Here is a 22,517-nt window from a genome sequence, read left to right on the forward strand (position 1 = left end):
GACGGCGCCGCCGCGGCGGCGCCGTCCACCCGGCGGCCACCGCGCGTGACCGGGGCCGGCAACGTCGGGCCGAACGGGACCATCTGGTCGGCGCTGGCCAGCCGCTTCGCGGGTGAGCGCTTCGACCGTGCCCCGAGCGGCCGTCAGATCTGCCTGATCGATTTCGCGGAGCTGCGTGACTCCGCGGTCTGGGAGGCCGTGACCGACGAGCGGGTCTCCCACCTGGGCGAGCTGTTCTGGGTGGTCCTGGTGACCGGCGGCGCGCCGGCCGACTCCGGTGCGCCGGGGACGCCAGCCGGCCCCGGCCCGGGCGGGCCGCCCGGTGGCGTCGGCGGGCCGGCCCGGGCGGCGCGGATGTTCGAGGCCGCCGGCTGGCAGGTGCTGACCCTGCGCTACGGCCGCCGGCTCGCCGCCCTGTTCCGGGCCCCCGGCGGCGCGGCGCTGCGGGCCCGGCTGGACGCGATGTCGCCCGCCGAGTACCTCACTCTGCTCCAACTGGACGGGACCGAGCTGCGGCGCCGGCTCGCCGGTCCGGGAGCCTCCGGGGCCGGTGTCGACCGGCTGCTCGACGGACTGAGCGACGAGCAGATCCACGATGCGCTGCGCGATCTGGGCGGCCACGACCTCGCGCTGATCATCGACGCGTTCGACGAGGTCGAGGCCGGGCGACCGACCGTCCTGTTCGCCTACACCGGCCCACTGCCCGCGCCCGCCCGCCCGGCCGCGCCGGACACCGCCCCGGCACCACCGCCCACCGCACCACCGCCCACCGCGGCACCGCTACCCGCGGCACCCTCGGCCGCGCTGGTGCCGGCGGGGCCGGGGCCTGGGGCCGTGGCGCCGGGGCGGCCGTCCGCGGCACTGCCCGCGGCACTGCCCGTGGCACTGCCGGCGGGCCGGCTCGCCCAGCACGTGGCGGCCTACCTCGACCGCGCCCCGCAGTCGCTCGGCGCGGCACCTGCGGTGCCGGTCGACGCCGGCCGCCCGCCGACCGGCTGGTGGTCGACGCAGGAGGCCTTCGGTGCCACCCTGCGGGACCTGCCCTCGCTCGCCCCGGAGGCCGCGGCGGCCGTCGTGACGATCTCGACCCGCGACGCCGACCGGGTGCTCACCGGGTGGATCGAGGCCGCCCGCGGCGGTGCGGCCCACAGCGGTGCGGAACCCGTCCGGGGCGCCCCCGTCCTCGGCCGCCCGGCGGGTACCCGCCCCGCCGAACCGGCTGGCCCCGCCCGTTCGCCCGAACCGGCGGGGCTCCCAGGGCCGGCGGGACAACCAGGCCCTGCGGGGCCGGGGCCGGAGGGGGCTCGTTCCGGCGGCGGGCGGCATGTGGCCGGCGGCCTGTCCGCCAGCGCGTTCGGTGGGGTGCTGGCCTCGCTCGGCGTGGCGTGGAGCCGGCTGGGTCTTCCGCTGCTGCCCATCGGGGTGAGCGACGAGATGTCGGTCACCCGGGTACTGCCCGGATGGGCCGCCGGCGGGGCGGCCGACGGACGCTCCCTGCTGACCGTCGCGGACACCGGTGTAGACCCGGTCCGCCCGGGCGGGTGGCGCCACGGCGCGATCGGCGTCCCGGGTATCGCCTGCTGGGAGCCGGCCTTCGCGCAGGACCTGGTCTGGTGCCTGCTCGAGGCGCTGCGCCGGCTCGGGCGCGTCGACGGCGCGTCCAGCCTGATCCGGCTGAGCGCGCGGCCCGTCGACCAGCGGCTCGCCGGGCTGCCCGGCGACGCCGCCGGCTGGTGGCGGCGGCGCGCGGCGGTGCTGGCCGGCGGGTACCGGCTGCGCCCGGGCGAGCCGTCCGCGCCGCTCACCCTGGTCGGGATGGGCGCCGTCATGCCGGAGGTGCTGCGGGCCGCCGACGAGCTGAGCTCCGGGCTACGCCGGGAGATCGGCGTGGTCTGCGTGACGTCCCCGGACCTGCTCTTCGACGCGCTGCAGGCCCGGCGCGGACTCGCCGACGGCGACGACGCCGTCCTCGATGAGCTGTTCCCGCCGAACCGCCGCGGCCCCCTGCTGACCGTGGTCGACGGCGACGCGCGGGCGCTGGGTTTCCTCGCCGGTGTGCACGGCGAGCACGTCACGACACTCGGCTCGGCCGCCCCGATCCCGACCACCCCGGGCCAGACCGCGCAGGTCCCGAGCGCGCCGGCCGATCCCCGCTCCCCCGGTGGTTCCGCCGCCGGCGGCGCCGGCGGCGCGGGCGCCCCGGTGGACACCGCGACCATCGTCGGAGCCGCGCTCGACCTGATCGACGAGGCCGCCGCGTACTGAGCCGCCGCCTGCCGGGCCGGGACGCGTCAGCCGTCGGGAAGGACACCCGGATCGACTGGCTCGACCCGGCCGGCCCGTCCCGACAGCGTCCGGAACCCGTTGGGAACGCTCGGCGTTGAGGGTGGGACGTCCGAGATCCGGCGCCAGGACTGGTGCCGGGAAACGGGGTCGCACACCACCACCGAACCCACCGAAAGCCACCCACCGAAAGCCGAGGGGATGCCGCATGGCGAGCCGCACCGCGACGTTGAGCACCGCCGTGCGAACCGACGAGGTCGACCCGATCACGGAAGGAAGCGGTGGCTGGGCCGATCCACTCGACCGGGCGTTCAACAGGCAGGTAGCCGGCCTGGTGCGGTTGGGGTACCCCGAGCTGGCGGGGATGTCTCCGGCCGACTTCGAGGCGCTCTGCGAGCCGCTGCGGATGGTCGCCCACGCCGCCGTGCCCGGCCCGTTCCGGCCCGCGACCCGGTCGTGGATGCCCTTCGTCCTGGTTGTGTCGGGGGAGCTCGTCCGGGCGGAGGAGATCGTGCCGCTGCTCACGCTCGCCGGCCGCGCCGACACCGGGACCGTCGACCGCAACCACGGCGAGGAGGGCCTCGCGCCCTACCGGCCGCTGCCGGAGCTGAACGTGCCCCACGCGGGTGTGTACCTGCTCACCGACGTCGAGCGCGGGGAGGAGTTCCGCGGCATCCGGCCCGCGGACGCGCTGCCACCGATCCTCGAGCGCGGGCGCTCGCCGCTGACGATCCACGAGGGGATCGCGGTGGTCACCCACTTCCCCGAGGCGCTGGAGAAGAACAACTGCTTCATGCTGTCCGGATCACGCCGGGGCGACCGCCGCGTGCCGGCGATGTGGATCTCGGGCCGGGCACCGAAGCTGGGCTGGTGCTGGGAGGGCAACCCGCACACCTGGCTGGGCACCGCCTCCGCCGCCACCCGCCACGCCGCCCGCTGACCCTCGCCCCTCCTCGCCCTTTCCTCGGCTCCTCGTCCTTTCCGGAGCCCCAGACCCCGAATCCGCTCCGAAACGGCGAGACCGCCACAAAAGGGCGAGGAGGCGAGGTAGCGAGGAGATGACTGAACTGGCGGAATTCCGATGCCCCACCGCCGGGCCGCGGTTTCAAGGCCCCGCGGCCGGGCTGTGGTTTCAGGAGCCGGCCAGGGCTGCGTGGGACGCCGTCCGGAGGTCAGGCGCCGACCGCGTGGAAGCCGCCGTCGACGTGCACGATCTCGCCCGTCGTCGCGGGGAACCAGTCCGAGAGGAGGGCGACGCAGGCGCGCGCCGCGGGCGTGGTGTCCGCGATGTCCCAGCCGAGCGGTGCCCGGGTGCCCCAGACCTCCTCGAACTTGCTGAACCCGGGGATGCTCTTGGCCGCCATCGTGCGCAGCGGGCCGGCAGCGACCAGGTTCACCCGCACTCCGCTGGGGCCGAGGTCCCGGGCCAGGTAGCGGGCGGCGGAGGCGAGCCCCGCCTTGGCGACCCCCATCCAGTCGTAGGACGGCCAGGCGACCGAGGCGTCGAAGTCCAGGCCGACGATGCTGGCGCGCTCGCCGAACAGCGGCATGGTCGCGCGGGTCAGGGACGCGAGCGACCAGGTGGAGACCTGAAGCGCGGTACCGACCTCCGACCAGGCCGCCTCGACGAACGGCTTGCCGCCCAGCACCGATTCCGGCGCGAACCCGATCGCGTGCATCACCCCGTCGAGGCCGTCGACGTGCTCGAGGACCTTCGCGGAGAGCTCGGCGAGATGCTCCTCGTCAGTCACGTCGAGCTCGACGACCGGCGGCTCGGTGGGTAGGCGGCGCGCGATCCGGCGGGTGAGGGACAGGCCGCGGCCAAACCCGGTGAGCACCACGGAGGCACCCTGCTCCTGGGCGATGCGGGCAACACTGAACGCGATGGACGCCTCGGTCAGGACGCCGGTGACGAGAACGCGCTTGCCTTCGAGAAGTCCGCTCATGGAGCGTCATCCTGCCAAACATCGCCGGGTGAATCCCGCCAGCCCGGCCGAGATTCGCGCGCCGGCACCCTGCCGCGGGTCACACGGCCCGCGGCAGGGCGGTCACGCGCCGCGCGCGGTGGCGGGATCCGATGGCCTGCGGGCCTGTGACCAGCGGCGGATCGTTCGCACGACCGGTTCGACGAACCGCGCCGCCAGCGGGCCGAGTACCGCCATCAGCAGGACGTAGCACGCGGCCAGCGGCCCGAGCTGCGGGTTCACTCCGGCGGCGACCGCCAGCCCGGCGATGACGATCGAGAACTCGCCGCGGGCGACCAGCGCGGCGCCGGCGCGGTAGCGGCCCATCGTCGCGATGCCCGCGCGCCGCGCGGCCCACCATCCGGTCACGATCTTCGTCGCCACGCCGGCGAGCGCGAGCAGGGACGCGGCGAGCAACACGGGCGGGATCTCGACCGGATCGGTCTGCAAGCCGAAGAACACGAAGAACACGGCGGCGAACAGGTCGCGCAGCGGCGTCAGCACCTCGTGCGCGCTCTCCGCGACCGGCCCGGACAGCGCGATGCCGACCAGGAACGCGCCGACCGCGGCGGAGACCTGCATGCGCTGGGCGACACCGGCGACGAGCAGGGTCAGCCCCAGCGACCGCAGCAGCAGGACCTCGTCGTTGCGGTCCGCGGTCGGGCTGAAGACGAGCAGGGTGACCTTGTCGCTGTGCCGCAGCGCGACGTACAGGACGGCGACGAGCGCACCCAGCGCCACCGCGACGGTCAGCGAGCCCCGGGCGACGGTGTGATGGGCCAGCAGCGCGGTGACCACCGGCAGGTAGACGGCCATCGCGAGGTCCTCGAGCACGAGCACCGACAGCACGACCGGGGTCTCCCGGTTACCGATGCGGCCCAGGTCCCCCAGGACCTTGGCGATGATCCCGGACGAGGAGATCGCGGTGACGCCGCCCATGACCACCGCCGCCAGCGGCCCCCAGCCGAGCAGGAACGCGGCCGCCACGCCGGGGGCGGCGTTGAGCGTCAGGTCGAGCACCCCGGCGGGCGCCTGTTTTCGCAGGCCGTGCAGGAGTTCCTCGGCGGTGTACTCCAGGCCGAGTGTCAGCAGCAGGAGGATGACACCGATCTCGGCGCCGATCTCGATGAAGTCCTCGCTGGCGCCCAGTGGCAGGACACCGCCGTGCCCGAAGGCGAGACCACCGATGAGGTACAGCGGGATCGGTGAGATACCGACCCGCAACGCGAAGTGGCCTAGCACCCCCAGGACGAACAGGACGGCACCCAGCTCGAGGAAGGTCGTCGCCGTGTCGTGCACGTGTCGTCGGTCGCCCGTTCCCCGTCAGCCCGTGCGCAGGAGCTGGGCGACGGCCGCGGTGTTCTCCGGGGTGCCGACGACGACCACGACATCCCCGGGGTGGAACTGGAAGTCCGGCCGCGGCGAGGCGAGGACCTCGTGGTCGCGGACGACGGCGACGATGGACGCGCCGGTGCGGGTACGCGCCTGGGTGTCGCCGAGTGTGCGGTTCGCGTACGGGGAGCCCGCGGTTATCTCGAGTTGCTCGCCGACGAGCCCGGCGAACGCGCGCGAGAGGTCGGCGAGCTTCTCCACGATGTGCGGAGCGCCGAGCAGCTCGGAGAGCACGTCCCCCTCCTCCGGGGTAAGTGTTATCGACTCGCGGGATGCGTCCGGATCCTCCGCATCGTAGATGACCAGGTCACGACGTCCGTCGTGGCGGCTCACCACGCCGAGCCGGCGGCCCGAGCGGGTACTGAAGTCGTGCCGCAGCCCGATCCCGGGCAGCGGGGTCTCCTCGACGTCCACTTCTTCCTGAGCCTCCGTCAGCACTGACGCGTCGTTCCGGGAGGACGCCGACCGGGCCCGGGACACCCGGTCGGGCACTGACGCGCCCCCGCCGCCCGCCGGGCCCGCCGCCGGTCCCGCTTCCGATCGTCACAGTAGCCCGCCGGGGACCGATCGGCCCTGGTCCGTCCGATCCGGGCACCCGGCATACCCGCGGACCGGCACCGCCCGCCCCGCCCCGGTCCGCCCCGGTCGACCGGACCGGTGACGTGATGTCGACAGCCCTTGTGCCGCCCGTGGGGCCACAAGGTGGCGCAAACTGCAGGTAGACGCAAGCTGCGGGTGAACGTGGTCGGAACCCGGTGTCCCGCCGTCCGGCGGCGCGCCCAGGCGGCGCGCCCCGACAGCGCGCCCCGGCACCGCCCGGACGGGCCGTCCGAAAGCGGGCGGCGGGTTCGCGCGGCAGTCAGCGGGAACGCCGTTCGCACAGCGGGCCGTTGCACGTGCGGAGGACGTGGGCCGCCGGCGGCACCGTGCCACGCGCAGGACCAGGCGCCCGGACAGGCTCCGAGACAGGCCCCGCTCCGCGGGCCCACGACGCAGGCCCGGTTGCGGGCCGGGAAGACGGCATCGTGCTCAATCGAAGCGCACGGCTGGCCCGGCGAGTCGCCCTCACGATCCTGGGGCTGGGGGTGCTCGGCCTCGGCGTGGCGATGCTCGCGCTGCCCGGTCCCGGTTTCCTGGTGGTCGCGCTCGGGTTCTTCATCCTGAGCCTGGAGTACGAGTGGGCCCGGCACCGCTTCGAGCAGGCCCGACAGAAGGCCGCCGACCTGGCCGACCAGGCCGCCGCCAACGCGTGGTCGACGGCGTTCACCGTCGTGTTCGGCATCGGGATGATCGCCGCCGGCATCGTCTGGATCGTCGTCGACACGCTGCCCGCGTCGTCGCCGTGGTCGGGCGGCAGCCTGATCTTCTCCGGGCTGGTGGTGCTCTCGACGATGTTCGTGAGCCTCTGGCAGGCCCGGCAGGCCCGCGAGGCCGGGCTGCCGACACCGGCCGAGCTGATCGAGCAGCGTGAGCACGCCGAGAAGCTCGAGCAGGACGGGGAGTCCGAGCAGGACGGGGAGTTCCAGCACGGCGGGAAGCCCGAGCACGGCGTGAACTCCGCGCCCGCCGAGACGAGCCGGCAGCGGGCTACTGGCCCTGCGTGAACTCGCTGATGCCGACCACCTTCGGCTGGCCCTGCACGCACTTGTAGATCGCCGCCCGGTCGGCCGAGGACGCCTGCGAGATGTCGTAGCGCAGCGGGTAGGCCCGGCTGGTCGCGAGGTTGTTCGTGTCACGCGGTTCCTGAAGCGCTCCCCCGACGGTGGGGCAGGCGGCGCGGACCGCGTCCTTCTCCGCGGCCGTCGCTTCGGGGTCGAAGACCACCACCGCCTCGACCCTGGGCGGCGGGCCGTCGATCACCGCGTACACGCCGAACACGATCAGCCCGACCGTCGCCAGCCCGCCCAGGACCACCGCCGCTCGGCGCCGCGGATCGGTCAGGTACCCGATCGTCTGGCGGATCCAGTGCGGGGGGGCGGACGTCGTCATCAGGCGATTCCTGTCACAGCGGGGCACGAAATCTGGTCCGGCGGGCGCCACGGAGCGGCGTACACCGGGACCCTCAACGTATTCCGCCGGACGGGTCCGTAAGGTGAACGACCTTGTGCGGCACAGCACGGTAGCCGGCCCTGGTAACTAGGAGAGAACGTGCCATCCCTGATCGAGGATTACGCGCTGATAGGAGACACTCACTCGGCGGCGCTGGTCTCCCGCGACGGCTCGATCGACTGGCTGTGCCTGCCTCGGTTCGACTCCCCGGCCTGCTTCGCCGCGCTGCTCGGGGACAACGAGTCCGGTCACTGGAAGATCGCGCCGGTCGAGCCGGTGATCGGGGTGAGCCGCCGCTACCGCGGCGACACCCTGGTGCTCGAGACCGACATGACCACCGCGTCGGGCACCGTCCGGATCGTGGACGCGATGTTCCCCCGAGCGGGGGCGCACGTAGTCCTGCGGCTGGTGGAGTGCCTGCAGGGCACCGTCCGGCTCCGGTCGGAGACCCGCTTCCGGTTCGACTACGGCTCGATCGTGCCGTGGGTGCGCCGGCTCGACGAGCACTCGGTCGCCGCGATCGCCGGCCCCGACTCGGTGACGCTGTGGACCACCGCCCCGATGGAGGGGCACGACATGGCCACCTACGCGGAGTTCAGCGTCTCGGCCGGGCAGTCCGTCCCGTTCTCGCTCACCTGGCGGCCCTCGCACGAACCAGCGCCGGCCCCGCAGGATGTCCGGCGGATGATCTCGCAGACCGAGGCGTGGTGGTCGGACTGGATGGCCGGCTGCACCTACGACGGCCAGTGGCAGCCGGCGGTCCGCCGGTCGCTGATCACCCTGAAGGCGCTCACCTACGCCCCGACGGGCGGCATCGTCGCCGCGGTCACCACCTCGCTGCCCGAGCACATCGGCGGCGTCCGCAACTGGGACTACCGCTACTGCTGGCTGCGCGACGCCACGATCACCCTGCTGGCGCTGCTCGACGCCGGCTTCACCAGCGAGGCGACGGCCTGGCGGGAGTGGCTGCTGCGCGCCGTGGCCGGCGACCCGTCCCGGGTGCAGATCATGTACGGCGTGGCCGGGGAGCGGCGGCTGCCCGAGTACGAGGTCCCGTGGCTGCCGGGCTACGAGAACTCCTCCCCCGTCCGGGTGGGAAACGCCGCCGTCGACCAGTTCCAGCTCGACGTCTACGGGGAGGTCCTCGACGCCCTGCACGTGGCCCGCGTCGCGGTGGCGAACCGGCGTCCCGGCTCGGCCCGTGACGGTTTCCTCGCGGGGATCCACTCCTCCGAGGACGACGGCCGGGACGGCTCATGGCAGCTGCAGACCAAGCTCATGGACTTCCTCGAGACCGGGTGGCGCAAGGCCGACGAGGGCATCTGGGAGGTCCGCGGGCCGCGGCGGCACTTCGTCCACTCGAAGGTCATGGCCTGGGTGGCCGCCGACCGGGCCGTCCGGGGGATCGTGGAGTCCGGGCTACCCGGCCCGGTCGAGCGGTGGTCGGCGCTGCGGGACGAGATCCACCACGAGGTGTGCGCCCGCGGGTTCGACTCCGACCGCAACACGTTCACCCAGTTCTACGGCTCGAAGGAGCTCGACGCGGCCCTGCTCTACATGTCACTCGTCGGCTTCCTGCCGGCGACCGACCCGCGGGTCGTCGGCACCGTCGCCGCCATCGAGCGCGAGCTGATGGAGGACGGCTTCGTCATGCGCTACCCGACGGCCGAGGACGGCGCCGTCGACGGCCTGCCGGCCGGGGAGGGTGCCTTCCTCGCCTGCACCTTCTGGCTGGCGGACAACTACGCGCTGTCCGGGCGGGTGCACGAGGCTCAGGAGCTGTTCGAGCGGCTGCTGGCGCTGCGCAACGACGTCGGGCTGCTGGCCGAGGAGTACGACCCGCGGCTGGGCCGGATGACCGGCAACTTCCCGCAGGCGTTCAGCCACGTCCCGTTGGTCAACACCGCGCGCACGCTCACCGACGCGCTGCGCGGCCGGCCACGCTCGCGCACCGACCGCGCGCACCCGCCGGGCCACTTCTTCGGCTGACCGGGCGGGCACCGGTCACGGACGGTGGACCGGGATACTGGAGCGCAGGTCGACGAGTGGAGGCGGGGCACGGGTGGCGGAGCGGATCGCGGTCATCGGCGGCGGGATCCTCGGGCTCGCGGTGGCACGCAGGCTCGGGCAGGTCGTGCCCGGATCGACGGTCACCGTGTTCGAGAAGGAGCATGACGTCGCCCAGCACCAGACGGGGCGCAACAGCGGCGTCGTTCACGCGGGCCTCTACTACAAGCCGGGCTCGCTGAAGGCGACGCTGTGCCGCCGCGGCGTCGGCCTGCTGCGCGAGTACTGCGAGGCCCGCGGCATCCGCTACGAGGAGTGCGGCAAGGTCGTCGTGGCCGTCGACGACAGCGAGCTGGGCCGGCTCGACGACATCGCGCGGCGGGCGACGGCCAACGGCGTGCCCGACACCCGCATGCTCGACGCCACCGAGCTGCGCACGATCGAGCCGCACGCCCGCGGGGTCGCCGCGCTGCACTCCCCGACCACGGCGATCGTGGACTACCCGGCCGTCGCCCGGGCGCTGCGCGCGGACATCCTGGACGCGGGCGGCGCGGTGCGCACCGGCGCCGAGGTGATCGGCGTGGACGACGGCCCGGCGGGCGTCCGGCTGCGGCTGCGGGTGCGCGGCTCCGCGCCGGTCGCGCCGAACGGGAACCACCACACGGCGGCGGTCGACGGCGGGACGGTCCGGGTGGTGTCGGAGTCGGTCGGCCCGTTCGACCGGCTGATCTCCTGCGCCGGCCTGCACTCCGACGAGGTCGCCGCGCTCACCGGAGAGGACAGCTCGCCGCGGATCATCCCGTTCCGCGGCGACTACTGGCTGCTGCGCCCCGAGCGGCGCGACCTCGTCCGTGGCCTGATCTACCCGGTGCCCGACCCGCGCTACCCGTTCCTGGGCATCCACCTCACCAAGCGGGTGGACGGGGAGATCCTCGTCGGCCCCAACGCCGTGCTCGCCACCGCCCGCGAGGGCTACACGGTGGGCACCGTCGACCGGGGTGACCTGCGGCAGACCCTGTCCTGGCCGGGCTTCCAGAAGATGGCGAAGACGCACTGGCGCACCGGCGCCAAGGAGATACTGCGCACCGCCAGCAGGCGCGCGTTCGTCGCCGAGGCCCGGCGCTACGTCCCCGAACTGCGCACCGCGGACGTCGTGCGGGGCCCGGCGGGAGTGCGGGCCCAGGCGGTCGCGCGGGACGGCAGCCTGGTCGACGACTTCGTCCTCGCCGTGCGCGGACGGGTCGTCCACGTGCGCAACGCCCCGTCCCCGGGTGCGACCGCGTCGCTGGCGATCGCGGAGCACATCGTCGCCGACGCGGTACCCGAACGCACGTCCTGACCGTCAGGGCGTCCCACCCGGTCCCACGGCGGGGCTGGCGCTGAGGGCGGCGAGCACGGGGAGCAGCACGGCGCAGGTCGGCGTGGGCACCCCGAGCCGCCCGCCCGTCCGGACGACCGCTCCGAGCAGTGCGTCGTGCTCCAGCGGGCGGCCCGCCAGCCGGTCACGCAGCATGGACGTCCCCGCGCCGGGCGGCTGGTGGCCCAGCCGGGCGAGCGTGCGCTCCGGGGCGTCCGCGGCTATGCGCGCGCCGGCGGCCCGGGCCACCGAGGCGGTCTCCCGCATGACCGCCAGCGCGAGCTCGCCGACATCCGGGCGGGCGAGCACCTCGAGACCGCGTGCCGTCAGCGCCGTCAGCGAGTTCGCCGCGCTGTTGCTGAGCAGCTTCGACCAGGCGGCCGTGGCGAAGTCGGGGACGAGCCGGACGTCGCCGGGCGGCAGCACCCCGGCGAAGCGCTCGCCCAGCGGGCCGTCGGGCACCTGCAGCACCCCGTAGGCCAGATGCCGGACCACACCCGGTCGCTCCAGCTCGGCGTTGAGGTACACCACCGCCGGCAGGACGGCGTCACGCGGGACGGGTGGGCTGACCCGCTCGGCGTGGTCGATCCCGTTCTGCGCGACCACCACTCCGGTCCCTGCTCCCAGGCCGGCACGCAGCCATCCCATCGCGGCCGGGGTCTGATGGGCCTTCGTGGCCAGCACGATCCAGTCCACCGGCCCGCCGAGATCGGCGGGGTCGCGAACCACCGGCAGCCGCAGCTCGGTGACGCCTCCGCCGGCCGCGGGGCCGGCCCGGACGATGCGCAGGCGGTCGAAGCCGCCGCCGCGCACACAGAGGAGCACCTCGGCACCGGCCTCGGCCGCGCGCGCGGCGAAGTACCCGCCCACCGCGCCGGCACCGACGACCGCGACCCGGCGCCGCCCCGCCGCCGCCGCGCCACGCGTACCGGACGGGCCGGGCGGGAGCACCCGCCCCTGGAGCACCGCGGCGTCCCGCGCGGGCACGACGTCCATGCGCAGAGCCTGCCACCATCTCGCGGGTCCGCCGACCGGTCGGGGCTCACCCGTCCGGTGCCCGGCGGCCGGATCCGGCCCCGGCCCGGCCGGGCAGCTGCGACGCTGACCACATGGAACCGCTCCGGAGGACGATCCCCGCCCTCGATGCCGACCGGGCCCGCCTGAGCCGCGGGCACGTCGTCGTTCCGGAACCCGAGATCGGCCGTCGCTGGCGCGCGGCGCGGGCGCGGGCGGGCGTCGTCCACCTGGACGCCGCCGCGGCCGCCCGGCCGAGCATCGCGACCGTCACCGACCAGACCGACCACCTGCGCCAGGAGAACCTGGTGGGCGCCTACATCGCCGAGATGGAGGCCGCGGAGGTCCTCGCCGGCGCGCGGGCCCGGCTCGCGACGCTGCTGGACCCCGGGCTCACCGCCGACGACGTGGTCTTCCAGCATTCCGCCAGCGCCGGATTCGCCGCGCTCCTGGCCGCCTGGCCACTGCCCCCCGGTTCCCGCGTCGGCGTCGTGCCCGGGGAGTACGGGTCGAACCTGCTGCTGCTGGCGACCCGCGCGGCCCGCGACGGCCTGGAGCTGGTCGAGCTCCCGGTGGACCCGCTGGGCCGCATCGACCTCGACCGCCTCGACCGCGCGCCCGGCCCGGCCCGCCTCGAGGACCTCGCCCTGGTGACGTTCCCGCACGTCCCGAGCCAGCGCGGCGTCGCGCAGCCCGCGGCGGAGGTGGCGGCCCGCTGCGCCGCCGCGGGCGTCGACCTGATCCTCGACGTGGCCCAGTCGCTCGGCCAGGTCGACCTCGCCGGCATCGGGGCGGCCGCCTACGTCGGTACCTCACGCAAGTGGCTGTGTGGCCCCCGCGGCGCGGGCTTCACCGCGGTGCGCCCGGACGTCGTCGACCGCCTCGGCCCCGGGGCGCCCAGCCTCCACTCGGCCCACCCCCACGACCTGCGGGCCCATCCCGCGCTGCCCGCGCGACCGCTGCCGGGCCCGTCCCGGATGGCGGTCGGCGAGGCGGCGGTGGCGAGCCGGGTCGGGCTGGCCACCGCGCTGACCGAGCTGCTGGCCGAGGACCTCGGCGCGATGCGTGACCGGATCACCGCCCTCGCCCGGCACGCGCGCCGCACCCTCGACGGAGTCGCCGGCTGGCGCCTCGGCGAGGAGGCCGACTCCCCCACCGGCATCGTGACCCTGCGCCCACCGGCCGGTGTCGATCCGCTGGCGGTCTGCCGGGCGCTGTACGTCGAGGCCCGGATCCTGACCAGCCCGATCCCGGCCGGCCGGGCACCCGAGCTGACCGCACCGGTGCTGCGGGCGAGCACGCACGTCTACAGCAGCCCCGCGGAGATCGAGCAGCTCGCCGAGGCCCTCGACAGGTGGGGCCGCCCGGGGCCGTGACGGGCCGCCGCCGGCAGCCCGTCAGCCGACAACGCCCGCCGACCCACCGAGACGGACACCGTCAGCGATCACATGGTAACGACGATGACGGACTGTGCTGGCGGCCACCGACAGCTACCGCAACGCTCGCCACCCACGGTCCGTAGTCGAATTCGAGCCACCCGTAAGATCGGCTGGTAGGTGCGACGGCAATGATCGGCCCAGCGCTGCTTCTCCGGTGCGGCGCCCGCCCCGAGACCCGCCACCGTCCGGTCGCGGACGGCACGGTCGGTCACCGAACTGGACCGGAATGCCCGTCGGACCTGATGCGTCCGGGAACCTGTTGGTAACGCCAGGTGCCGGTCTGCTGAAATAGCTGCGTTGCAGGCAAGGTGTCCGGTGGCGTTCCGGTGGGGGGACGGACACGTCACGCGTATGCCCGACGGCGGGCAGAACGGGAGCGACGTGACCCACAGCGCAACACAGCGGGAGTCGACCGCGCGGTGAGCAGGCTCATCTCGGTCGCCGCTGTCGACGACCACCCCATCGTGCTCCGCGGCCTCGCCGACGTCATCGAAGGGCTCGACGGCCTCACCCTTCTGGCCACGGCGACGTCGATCGCCGAGCTGCTGGCCGGCCCGGGCCGAAAGGCGGACGTCGTCCTGCTCGACCTCGACCTCGGCGACGGCTCGGAGGCACCCGACAACATCCGGAAACTCACCGGCATCGGTGCCTCGGTGATCGTCTTCAGCGCGCTCGGCGACCCCAAGGCCGTCCGCGGCGCGATGCGCGCGGGCGCCGTTGGCTTCGTCACCAAGACCGACGACGTCGGCGAGCTGGCCACCGCGATCCGCGCGGCCGGGGCGGGGACCGGCTGGGTCTCACCCCAGCTGGCGTTCATGCTCCTGACCGACGAGGCGCCCGACCGGCCGACGCTGTCGCTCAAGGAGCTGGAGGCCCTGCGCCTCTACGCGACCGGTATGCCGCTCAAGACCGTCGCCCGCAAGATGACCGTCTCCCCGGAGACCGCGAAGCAGTACATCGAGCGGGTGCGGGTGAAGTACCGCAAAGCCGGCCGCCACGCCGACACCAAGATCGATCTCTACAAACGCGCGAAGGAGGACGGTCACCTCGACTGACCGGAGCCGCCCACGTGCCGCGCCCTCAGACCACTCGCATCCCAGCGCACTCGCGACGAATCGCTCGACCAGACGGTCTCCCTCCGAGCGCCGACACGACGCCACCCCATCCCGACGCGCCCTGTGCCACGCAGGGAGCACCCTGCCGCCAACGACCCCACAGCCCCACCGGCAGGACGGGCCCGTGCACCTGTGGGCCGGGCGCAGTGGGCACCGGCCCGGGCGGCCGGTGCCCACTGCCCGGCGCACGCCGGATCCCCGCGTCCGGCGCATGCCTCGCGCCGTCCCTGCCCGATGGAACGCGCGCTTCGGGCCAGCGGGTGTGATCGGACGCCGGCCCCCCGGTCCGAACGTCCCACCCCCCGTCACCCGCTGTGCCGTCACAGAGTCTGCCGAGACGGGGCTATTCCGTCATGACCCCAAAGACATCCTCGGGCTGACCCCCGTACGGGGGTCAGCCAGCTGGGGTGAACCCGCAGCCGCGCGGCGGCATGGACCGCGCCCGCATACCGTCGGCAACCGCCGCTGGGGCGGTCAGTCCTCCGTGACCGCCGCCGGGCGGGCCAGTGGGGTGTAGCGCACGAGCACACCGACGAGGACCAGCACCACCCCGCTGAAGCTGATCACCCACAGGCCGGGACCGAGGTCGGTAGTTGCGTCGAACCCCGTCCCGGAGAGCAGGCCGCCTCGACGGAAGCGGGCGACGTCGACGACGGCCGTGAGGATCAGCATGAGGCCCGCGATCACGGCGAGCATGCGGCCCCAGTCGACACGCCGCCCCGCCAGCAGCAGGCCCGCCACCATCGCGAGGATCCCGAGCACCATCGTGAGCTGGCCGTGCTGGTCGGGATCCGTGCCGTGGATGGCGAACTCCACGATGCCGAACGCGCGCACCGTGGCCCACGTCATCGTCGAGCCGATGACCGCCGCGCCCCCGGCCAGGACCACCAGCGGCGGGCAGAGGATCGCCAGCAGGCGCCGCAGTGAGCGCGCCGGGGCAGCCCCCGGGCCCGCCGGCCCCGGGCCGGACGCTCCCGGCCAGGCGGCGTCCACGACGTCAGCGGCCCGAGGGACGGTCTCGGCGCCGTTGCTCGCCGGGACGCCTGGCGATGTCTCACCCGCGGCCCACCGGCCCCAGACCACCACGGCTCGCCCAGCCTCCGGCTCGGCCGACGGCCTGCCCCAGCGGGGATCGGCGGTGGCCTCTGCCGCGGCCCGCCAGGCCGCCAGGCCCGCGTCGACCCGTGATCTGTCGTCCGGCGTGACGTTCTCGCCGCCGGACGGACGGGCCCACGGGCTCCGCTGCCGATGCTCGCCCACCCGGTCCTCCCGCCGTCCACCACCGAAGCCCTGGTGCCGGTCGGGCCGGCGGGTGGGCGCGGCCTCCCCGCGCCCCGTGACGGTGGTACCACGCGCGGACAGCGGCCGCATGCCGCCCATCGCAACGGCACACGGCCCGCTGGGCACCTCACGTTCTCCATGTCACTTACGATAGAACACATGTTCGAGTTCCGGTCGCGGACGACGTGGTCTCCTCGGCGGGCGCAACGGCGCCGCCGCCGGCCGCGCATGGCCGGTCAGCTGGGCCGCTACCGCCCGGACCGCGGGCGCGCCACCGCGACCAGCGCCACGAGCCCAGCCACCAGAGTCACGACCACGCCGATCTGCGGCCGGACGGCTATCACATCGGCGGAGATGGCCCGAAAGGACGACAGGGACGGCGGTCCCAGCGCGAGATCGAACCCGGAGACGATCACGAGCAGCAGCGCCGACGCCCTCGCGACGAGGAGATCGGCCTCCGGTCCGGCCGGCCCGGCCCCGCCCGCCCGGCGGCCACGGCCGCGCAGCGACGCCAGGCCGATCAGGGCCATCACCAGCCCGGTGACGAGCGTCAGGCGCCCGTCACCGACGGTGATTCCGGTGAACGTGCGGGTCTCGTCCCCGCTCGTCAACGTGCTCCAGGGGAGGAAGGCGGCCACCGCCGCCACCGCCCCGCCGAGCGCGAGGAGGGCCATGTCCCGGCGACCGCGCACCGCCATCGGCGCGGCGGCGGTGCGGTGCTCGCGGCGGGTCTGCCCGGCACGGTTCCCCAGATCCTCCACCGGATCCACCGCCGGGCCGGAGTCCGCGGCCGGGCCGGGGCTCGGGGCCGCCGGCCGGGGCTCCGCCGGTCGTTGCCGATCGGTCGCCGCGCGCTCCCCCGCGGACGGCTGCCCGCGCCCGGTCGTGTCCGAGGTCCGATGCGGCGCGGCGTCGGGTGTCCACGCCGGATCGGCGGACCGGCCGGGATCGTCCGGTCGTTCCGGCTCCGCGGGCCGCCCCGGGTCGGCCGTGCCCGGCGCAGCCGTGCCCGGCGCCGGTCGATCCTGGCGCCGCCGGGTCGCCGGCTCGGCGCCGCGGCCGGTCGCGGGACGCACGAAGCCCGTGGTGGGGGGCGAGTCCGGCGGGATGCCCGGGTCCGCGTCGAACGTCCGCCCGCCCGTCTGCTGCTCGGGCACGGCAGGGGCGCTCGACTCCGCGTCCGGCCCCGATGTGGGCCGCCGGCCGGCCATGCGGCGCAGGTCCACCCGCATGGTCGGCGGATCGAGGGCCTCGCGGGCGGTCGTGGACGGTTCCTTGTGGGTGGGCTTCGCCGTCGGCGTCGCGGATGTCGCGCGAGCGGACCGCGCACCGCCACCGCCCGATCCGGCGGACCGCGCGGTCCCGGTCGACCTGGCCGACTCGGGCGCACCGGCGGGCGCCGCGGCTGCCTCGGACCGCGATGGTGCCGCGGACCGCGACGCGACCGACTGTGACGGCGCCGCGCTCTGCGACGTGGCGGACTGCGACGTGGCGGACTTTGGCGGCGCGGCCGGCGAGGAGGGCACGGCAGTGGACGGCGCCGCGCCCGACGCCGTGCCTGTCGATGCCGAGGATGTCGATGGCCGCCGGTCCCCGAGCGGCGCCGCGGGCTGGTCGGAACCGCCACCGGCCGCCTCGGGGGAATCCGTCGCGCCCGCCGACGCCCGCTCGAACCACGTCGGGCGGTCCTCGCCCGACGTCCGGGCCGGCGCCGGGCTGGACCGCCACGTCGGCGCCACCGGAGAGGCCGGCGAGCCCGAACGCGCGGACGGATCAGCCGACCGCGCCTGGCTCCCCGGCGCCGTGTGCCATGTGGGCGGCCCGGTGGGCCGGGCTGGCGGGACGGGCGGCGTCGGCGGAGTGGGCGGCGCGGGAGGCGTCGGCGGGGTCGGCGGCGTGGCCGGCGGTGTCGGCGGGGTGGGTGGCGTCGGTGGCGTCGGTGGCGTCGGTCGAAGCGATCGGGACGACGGCGTTGTAGCGGACGGGCGCGGAGCGAACAGCGGCCGGGGACGCTGGTCCTCGTCCGGCCCGCCGGTGGCCCGGTCCGCCGGCGCCGACGGGGTCGTCTGGTCCGTCGAAGGCGCGGACGTCCCCGCCGCGGCGCGGGCCGATGGTTCCCTGGCACCGGGCGGACTCGAGCGGTCCGGAGCCACGCCGGGCTGCCCGCCCGGCTGTGCCGGCTGGTTCGGCGCACCCGTCCCGGTGTTCCGCGGAACCGCCGGGGCCCGGCGGGCAGCCGGTGCCGGCTGTCCCTGGTACGGACGCAGGGCGTCCCGCGCCGGGGGTGATTCCGGGCCGGAGCCGGGCTGCCCGCGGCCGGCACCCGTCGCCGGAGCGGGAGGGGGACGCAACGTCTCGGGGCGGTTCACCGATCCCGCCGCCGGGGACGCCGGCCGCAGCGGCGAGGGCCACGCGGACCGCGCGGAGCCGGGCGCCGCGGAACCGGAGGACGGCGTGGTGCCAGAAGACGGCGAGGTGCCGGAGGAGGGCGGCGCGGGCGAGCCGGGCTTCGACGCCGAGGACGGCCTCCCAGTGCTCGGCGCCGAGGCCGGCGTCGCCGGCTTCCCGGAACCCGGCGGCCGAATCGATCCTGGGTTCGCCGGCGCCGCATTCTGCGGCCCCGGGCTCTGCGACGCCGGGCTTTGCGTCCCTGCGCCCTGCGTCCCTGCGCCTTGTGGCCCTGCGCCTTGTGGCCCTGCGCTCTGTGGTCGTGGATTCTTCGACGTCGGTTCCGGTGCGGCCGGCTTGGCGGACGCCCGCGACTTCTCCTGGCCCGCGGACGTGGTGGGCGGCTTCGTCGCGGCGTGCGGCGTCGCCGGCGTCGTGGCCGCAGGCCTGGCCGGCGGCGACGCTGATGTGGCCGACGCCGACGAGGCTGCCGACGTGGCAGGCGTGGCCGGGCCGGACGGTTTCGTGCCAGCCGCTGGCCGCGCCGCCGTGCCCTGGCCGGCGGGCCCGGACGAAGGCGGGCGCGCGGGTGGTCTTGGCGGAGGAGGAGGCATCGCGGGCCTGACCGGCGCCGCGGGTCCCGCGTGTGTGGTGGGTGCCGGGCTACCGGGTGCCGATGGCTTCTCGGGCGTGCCTGGCCGTGCCGGCGGTGCCGCCTGGGGCGATGCCGGCTGCGTCCCACCGCGGGCGGACGTCCCGTCGCGAGGTGGTGGGCGCACACCGGGGCGGGTCGGCGCCACCGGGCGGGACGGGTTCGCCGGAGGCGTCGGTGCGGCTCCCGGCCGTCCGCCGCGCTCCGGCGCCGAGTCACGCCCCGGTGCAGGGGGGCGCCGATCGCCGGATCCCGGTCCGCGGTCGGCGGGCCGGCGGTCAGCCGGGCCCTCGGCGCGTCCGCGGTCGGCCGGTTGGCGGTCGGGGGCTGGAGCGGAAGCGAACGCGGGCGGGCCGCCCGGGCGGGGACCGCCGGATCGGCCACGCTCACCCGGCGGCTCCGCGGCGGGCACCGGCTTCTCGGCCGGGTCGCCCTGGTCGGCCATGCACTCACTCCTGACGCGCAGCGCTTCCATCCGGTGCCCTGACGGACTACCGGCGAACCGGGGCGACGGTATCCGTCCGTGCTCTGACCGACGGAAGGCGGCCCGGGTGAATCGTCCTACTTCGCCCAGGCATGCGAGGGCGGGGCCGGTCGAATCGACCCGCGCGAAGCGGCACGGATGACACGCCGGGGACGTGGTTCGCGGTCGCGCCCGGACGGCGCCGTCGTGGAGCCGCTGGTCGCGCGCGCCGACGCTAACGGATGGGCTCGCGCGGAACAACCCCGCGCCCGCGCGTCGACCCACTTCCGTGCCCGCGCCCGTGCCCGTACACAGGCTTTCCGCCGGAGCGGGCGGCGCGGGGCGGGAACGCGGCGTCACCGCTGGCACGGCCACACGGCCTGACGCACAGGACCTATTACACACAGCAGTGTCACTCAGGCCTCGGCTACCATACCCGCACAGTGTGTCCCTGCCAGGCGACAGGCGTGGCCGACGCGCCCGAGCTCCCAGTTCCTCAGGAGCCTGTTCTGAATCCTGCTTTCGATCCGCGAACCGCGTCCCGACCGGGTATCGGGGGGAGAACCCCTCACGCGATACCGGTACTGGTCGGCGCGCTCCACGCAAAGCGCCGGGTCGATCGTTCCTCCCCCCGCGAAATGACGATCGAGGGCATTTTTCAGAACCGTGACCGGGCGTCCGGCAGCCGGCGGAGCCACCGGCCGCCCACCAGCCGGGCACGCTGTTCACGCTGCACGGCCCACACCCGATGATTGGGAGGATTCCCGTGTCGACGTCCAAGGCCGTCTCGACGGACCTGTCCGTGACCCGGAACTACGTCCGCGACGGCAAAGTGATGCAGATCGCGACGTTGGCGGGTGACGGCGAGCCCGCCGTCTGCAACCTCTGGTACGCGAGCTCGTTCGAACCGGACCGTCTGTTCTTCATCTCCAGGCCCGACCGCACCCACTGCAGGAACATCAGAGCCGATCGCCGGGTGGCCGGCGCGATCGTCACCATCGAGCTCGACGGGCTGGGCCAGGAGGTCCAGGGCGTGAGCTTCGCCGGTACCGCGGAGGAGGTACCGGTGGCGGAGGCCGACGCACTGCTGCCGATCTATCACGGGCGGTGGCCACAGGGCAGCGAGCTGGCGAACGTGGAGATGATGCTGGCGGACGGTAACGCCCACCGGCTCTACGAGATCCGGGTCGACCGCTGGATCCTCTTCGACGAGATCAACCATCCGGACGACCCCCGGCGCGTCATCGACTTCGCCCGGGCGGGCTGACCGGACGGCGGCTCGTCCCAGCCGGCGGCTCGTCCCGGACGGCAACTCGTCCCCGACCACGGCTCGTCCCGCACCGCGGCGGCCCGCGGCCGCAAGCTCGCCGCTCAGCAGTTGTCGTCGTGCCCGGCACCGAAGGTGCAGCACGGGAAATGGGGTGGCGGGCGGCCGCGGGCCACCGGGTCGAAGCCCGGTGGCCCGGCGCTGTTCGCTCCGCCACGGCCGGCGCCACCACGATCGTGCCGTTCCAGCCCGCCACGGGCCACCGATCGCGAGCGACCGGCGGCGGCACTCCCGCGGCGGGCACGGGCCCGCGGGCCCGGTCAGACCGCCTCGCCAATGCGGTGCACCCGCATCATGTTGGTCATGCCGGCGACACCCGGCGGAGTACCGGCGACGACGACCACCAGCTCGCCCGGCCGGCAGTGCCCGATCTGCTGCAGGGCCGTGTCGACCTGCCGGACCATCTCGTCGGTGCTCTCCGCGAACGGCACCAGCACCGTCTCCACACCCCACAGCAACGCCATCTGGCTGCGCACGCCGGGGATGGGGGTGAAGGCGAGGACGGGCACCGCGCTGCGGTACCGGATCAGCCGGCGGGCGGTGTCCCCGCTGAGGGTGTGGGCCACCAGGTAACGGGCGCCGATCGCCTCGCCGACGCTCACCGCCGCCTGGGCGATCGCGCCGCCGAGGGTGCGCGGCGGGGTCCGCAGCGGGGGGATGCGACCGAGATCCGCCTCGGCGGTCTCGATGATCCGCGCCATGGTCGCCACCGACTCGACCGGGTACGACCCGACGCTCGTCTCGGCCGAGAGCATGATCGCGTCGGCGCCGTCCAGCACGGCGTTGGCGCAGTCGCTCGCCTCGGCGCGGGTCGGCCGGGGCGCGCTCACCATCGACTCGAGCACCTGGGTGGCGACGATGACCGGCTTGGCCCGCTCACGCGCCTGGCTCACGGCCCGCTTCTGGACGAGGGGGACGTCCTCGAGCGGCAGTTCGACACCGAGGTCACCGCGGGCGATCATGAGGCCGTCGAAGGCCTCGATGATCCCGTCGAGCTCGTCGACGGCCTGCGGCTTCTCGATCTTCGCGAGGACGGGAACCCGGATCCCGACCTCGTCCATGATCGAGCGGACGGCCGCGTAGTCCTCGGCGGACCGGACGAACGACAGCGCGATCATGTCGACGCCGAGCTCGAGCGCGAAGCGCAGGTCGTCGGCGTCCTTCTCGGACAGCGCGGGCACCGTCAGCGCGGCGCTGGGGATGTTCATGCCCTTGTTGTCGCTGACCTTGCCGCCGATCACGACGGTGGTGCGGACGTCGGTGTCCTCGACCCCGTCGATCCGCAGGTTCAGCCGGCCGTCGTCGACGAGGATGGTGTCCCCGGCGGCGACGTCCCGGGTCAGGCCCGGGTACGTGGTGCCGACCTGTTCCTGATCTCCCAGGACGTCACGGATGGTGACGGTGAAATGCTGCCCGGGCAGCAGGGTGACCCCGCCGTCGGCGAACCTGCCGAGGCGGATCTTCGGCCCCTGCAGGTCGGCCAGGATCCCCACGCTGCGGCCGGCGGCCGCGGCCGCCTCGCGCACCAGGGCGTACGCAGCGGCGTGCTGCTCGTGCGTTCCATGCGAAAAGTTGAGCCGGGCAATGTCCATTCCGGCGTCGACGAGGGCCCGGACCATCTCGGGAGAGTTGGTGGCCGGGCCGAGGGTGCAAACTATCTTGGCTCTTCGTGGCACGGTCAAAGCCTAGGTAACGAACGCCCGGGATAGGACATGGGCCCTGGTGACACACTCGATCCGGCGGTTCTGGGCCACTTAGTCCCGAGAGGTTCTGTGACCGTTTCGCA

17 protein-coding genes are annotated in these 22,517 nt (G+C 74.8%); 9 read left to right on the top strand and 8 right to left on the bottom strand.

The features are described 5' to 3' along the window. Window positions 1-2,265: pyruvate dehydrogenase (locus MXD62_RS23775; RefSeq protein ID WP_248831678.1), on the top strand; the 2,265-nt coding region annotated here is incomplete at its 5' end. 226 nt (window positions 2,266-2,491) lie between these two features. After that, the gene (locus tag MXD62_RS23780) at window positions 2,492-3,223 is read left to right on the top strand and encodes a DUF5701 family protein (RefSeq protein WP_248831679.1); all 732 of its coding nucleotides are present in this window, start codon (window positions 2,492-2,494) and stop codon (window positions 3,221-3,223) included. Between the two features lie 232 nt (window positions 3,224-3,455). On the opposite strand, the gene fabI is transcribed toward MXD62_RS23780, so the two are convergent. The 3 genes from fabI to MXD62_RS23795 all read right to left on the bottom strand — a co-directional run bounded on the left by fabI (window position 3,456) and on the right by MXD62_RS23795 (window position 6,053). Continuing rightward, entirely contained in the window at window positions 3,456-4,229 is a 774-nt protein-coding gene (gene fabI, locus MXD62_RS23785) for an enoyl-ACP reductase FabI (protein WP_020459827.1), read from the bottom strand. 102 nt (window positions 4,230-4,331) lie between these two features. Next, a complete protein-coding gene (locus MXD62_RS23790) occupies window positions 4,332-5,546 on the bottom strand; it encodes a cation:proton antiporter (protein ID WP_248831680.1) in 1,215 nt (404 codons plus the stop codon). A gap of 24 nt (window positions 5,547-5,570) precedes the next feature. After that, a complete protein-coding gene (locus MXD62_RS23795; protein WP_248831718.1) occupies window positions 5,571-6,053 on the bottom strand; it encodes a cation:proton antiporter regulatory subunit in 483 nt (160 codons plus the stop codon). A gap of 611 nt (window positions 6,054-6,664) precedes the next feature. Between MXD62_RS23795 and MXD62_RS23800 the strand changes: the two genes are divergently transcribed. Then, the gene (locus MXD62_RS23800) at window positions 6,665-7,243 is read left to right on the top strand and encodes a PGPGW domain-containing protein (protein ID WP_248831681.1); all 579 of its coding nucleotides are present in this window, start codon (window positions 6,665-6,667) and stop codon (window positions 7,241-7,243) included. Here MXD62_RS23800 and MXD62_RS23805 read toward each other — a convergent pair. Next, on the bottom strand, window positions 7,227-7,628 hold the full coding sequence (locus MXD62_RS23805) for a hypothetical protein (protein ID WP_248831682.1): 402 nt from the start codon (window positions 7,626-7,628) through the stop codon (window positions 7,227-7,229). The two genes, MXD62_RS23800 and MXD62_RS23805, sit on opposite strands and share 17 nt — an antisense overlap. 159 nt (window positions 7,629-7,787) lie before the next feature. Between MXD62_RS23805 and MXD62_RS23810 the strand changes: the two genes are divergently transcribed. Further along, window positions 7,788-9,677: a glycoside hydrolase family 15 protein gene (locus MXD62_RS23810; RefSeq protein ID WP_112104868.1), complete on the top strand. Its 1,890-nt coding sequence runs from the start codon at window positions 7,788-7,790 to the stop codon at window positions 9,675-9,677. 73 nt (window positions 9,678-9,750) lie between these two features. Further along, complete coding sequence (locus tag MXD62_RS23815) at window positions 9,751-11,034, top strand: L-2-hydroxyglutarate oxidase (RefSeq protein ID WP_248831683.1); 1,284 nt, start codon at window positions 9,751-9,753, stop codon at window positions 11,032-11,034. A 3-nt stretch (window positions 11,035-11,037) separates the two neighbouring features. Here the strand turns inward: MXD62_RS23815 and MXD62_RS23820 are convergent, their stop codons facing one another. Then, window positions 11,038-12,048, bottom strand: a complete 1,011-nt coding sequence (locus tag MXD62_RS23820; RefSeq protein ID WP_248831684.1) for a 2-dehydropantoate 2-reductase — start codon at window positions 12,046-12,048, stop codon at window positions 11,038-11,040. 113 nt (window positions 12,049-12,161) lie between these two features. On the opposite strand from MXD62_RS23820, the gene MXD62_RS23825 reads away from it, so the two are divergent. Together MXD62_RS23825 and MXD62_RS23830 are read left to right on the top strand one after the other, a co-directional pair. Next, window positions 12,162-13,442, top strand: coding sequence for an aminotransferase class V-fold PLP-dependent enzyme (locus tag MXD62_RS23825; RefSeq protein WP_248831685.1), 1,281 nt, complete (start codon window positions 12,162-12,164; stop codon window positions 13,440-13,442). Window positions 13,443-13,924: 482 nt separating this feature from the next. Then, on the top strand, window positions 13,925-14,560 hold the full coding sequence (locus MXD62_RS23830) for a response regulator transcription factor (protein ID WP_020459817.1): 636 nt from the start codon (window positions 13,925-13,927) through the stop codon (window positions 14,558-14,560). A gap of 534 nt (window positions 14,561-15,094) precedes the next feature. Here the strand turns inward: MXD62_RS23830 and MXD62_RS23835 are convergent. Together MXD62_RS23835 and MXD62_RS23840 are read right to left on the bottom strand one after the other, a co-directional pair. Next, window positions 15,095-16,027: a hypothetical protein gene (locus MXD62_RS23835; RefSeq protein ID WP_248831686.1), complete on the bottom strand. Its 933-nt coding sequence runs from the start codon at window positions 16,025-16,027 to the stop codon at window positions 15,095-15,097. A gap of 122 nt (window positions 16,028-16,149) precedes the next feature. Next, entirely contained in the window at window positions 16,150-17,112 is a 963-nt protein-coding gene (locus tag MXD62_RS23840) for a hypothetical protein (protein WP_248831687.1), read from the bottom strand. A gap of 19 nt (window positions 17,113-17,131) precedes the next feature. Between MXD62_RS23840 and MXD62_RS23845 the strand changes: the two genes are divergently transcribed. Both MXD62_RS23845 and MXD62_RS23850 read left to right on the top strand, forming a co-directional pair. Beyond that, complete coding sequence (locus MXD62_RS23845) at window positions 17,132-19,567, top strand: hypothetical protein (RefSeq protein WP_248831688.1); 2,436 nt, start codon at window positions 17,132-17,134, stop codon at window positions 19,565-19,567. A 603-nt stretch (window positions 19,568-20,170) separates the two neighbouring features. Beyond that, the gene (locus MXD62_RS23850; protein ID WP_020459813.1) at window positions 20,171-20,671 is read left to right on the top strand and encodes a pyridoxamine 5'-phosphate oxidase family protein; all 501 of its coding nucleotides are present in this window, start codon (window positions 20,171-20,173) and stop codon (window positions 20,669-20,671) included. A 320-nt stretch (window positions 20,672-20,991) separates the two neighbouring features. Here MXD62_RS23850 and pyk read toward each other — a convergent pair whose 3' ends face one another. Continuing rightward, entirely contained in the window at window positions 20,992-22,350 is a 1,359-nt protein-coding gene (gene pyk, locus MXD62_RS23855) for a pyruvate kinase (protein WP_248831689.1), read from the bottom strand. Window positions 22,351-22,517 lie beyond the last annotated feature (167 nt).

The organism is Frankia sp. Mgl5 (assembly GCF_023242985.1).
Classification (GTDB): Bacteria; Actinomycetota; Actinomycetes; order Frankiales; family Frankiaceae; genus Parafrankia; species Parafrankia soli.

Coding starts and splice junctions, on each gene's coding strand:
- MXD62_RS23780 (WP_248831679.1), top strand. CDS start 2,492: ATGGCGAGCCGCACCGCGACGTTGAGCACCGCCGTGCGAACCGACGAG.
- fabI (WP_020459827.1), bottom strand. CDS start 4,229: ATGAGCGGACTTCTCGAAGGCAAGCGCGTTCTCGTCACCGGCGTCCTG.
- MXD62_RS23805 (WP_248831682.1), bottom strand. CDS start 7,628: ATGACGACGTCCGCCCCCCCGCACTGGATCCGCCAGACGATCGGGTAC.
- MXD62_RS23820 (WP_248831684.1), bottom strand. CDS start 12,048: ATGGACGTCGTGCCCGCGCGGGACGCCGCGGTGCTCCAGGGGCGGGTG.
- MXD62_RS23825 (WP_248831685.1), top strand. CDS start 12,162: ATGGAACCGCTCCGGAGGACGATCCCCGCCCTCGATGCCGACCGGGCC.
- MXD62_RS23840 (WP_248831687.1), bottom strand. CDS start 17,112: ATGGCCGGCCGGCGGCCCACATCGGGGCCGGACGCGGAGTCGAGCGCC.
- MXD62_RS23845 (WP_248831688.1), top strand. CDS start 17,132: ATGGTCGGCGGATCGAGGGCCTCGCGGGCGGTCGTGGACGGTTCCTTG.
- pyk (WP_248831689.1), bottom strand. CDS start 22,350: ATGGTCCGGGCCCTCGTCGACGCCGGAATGGACATTGCCCGGCTCAAC.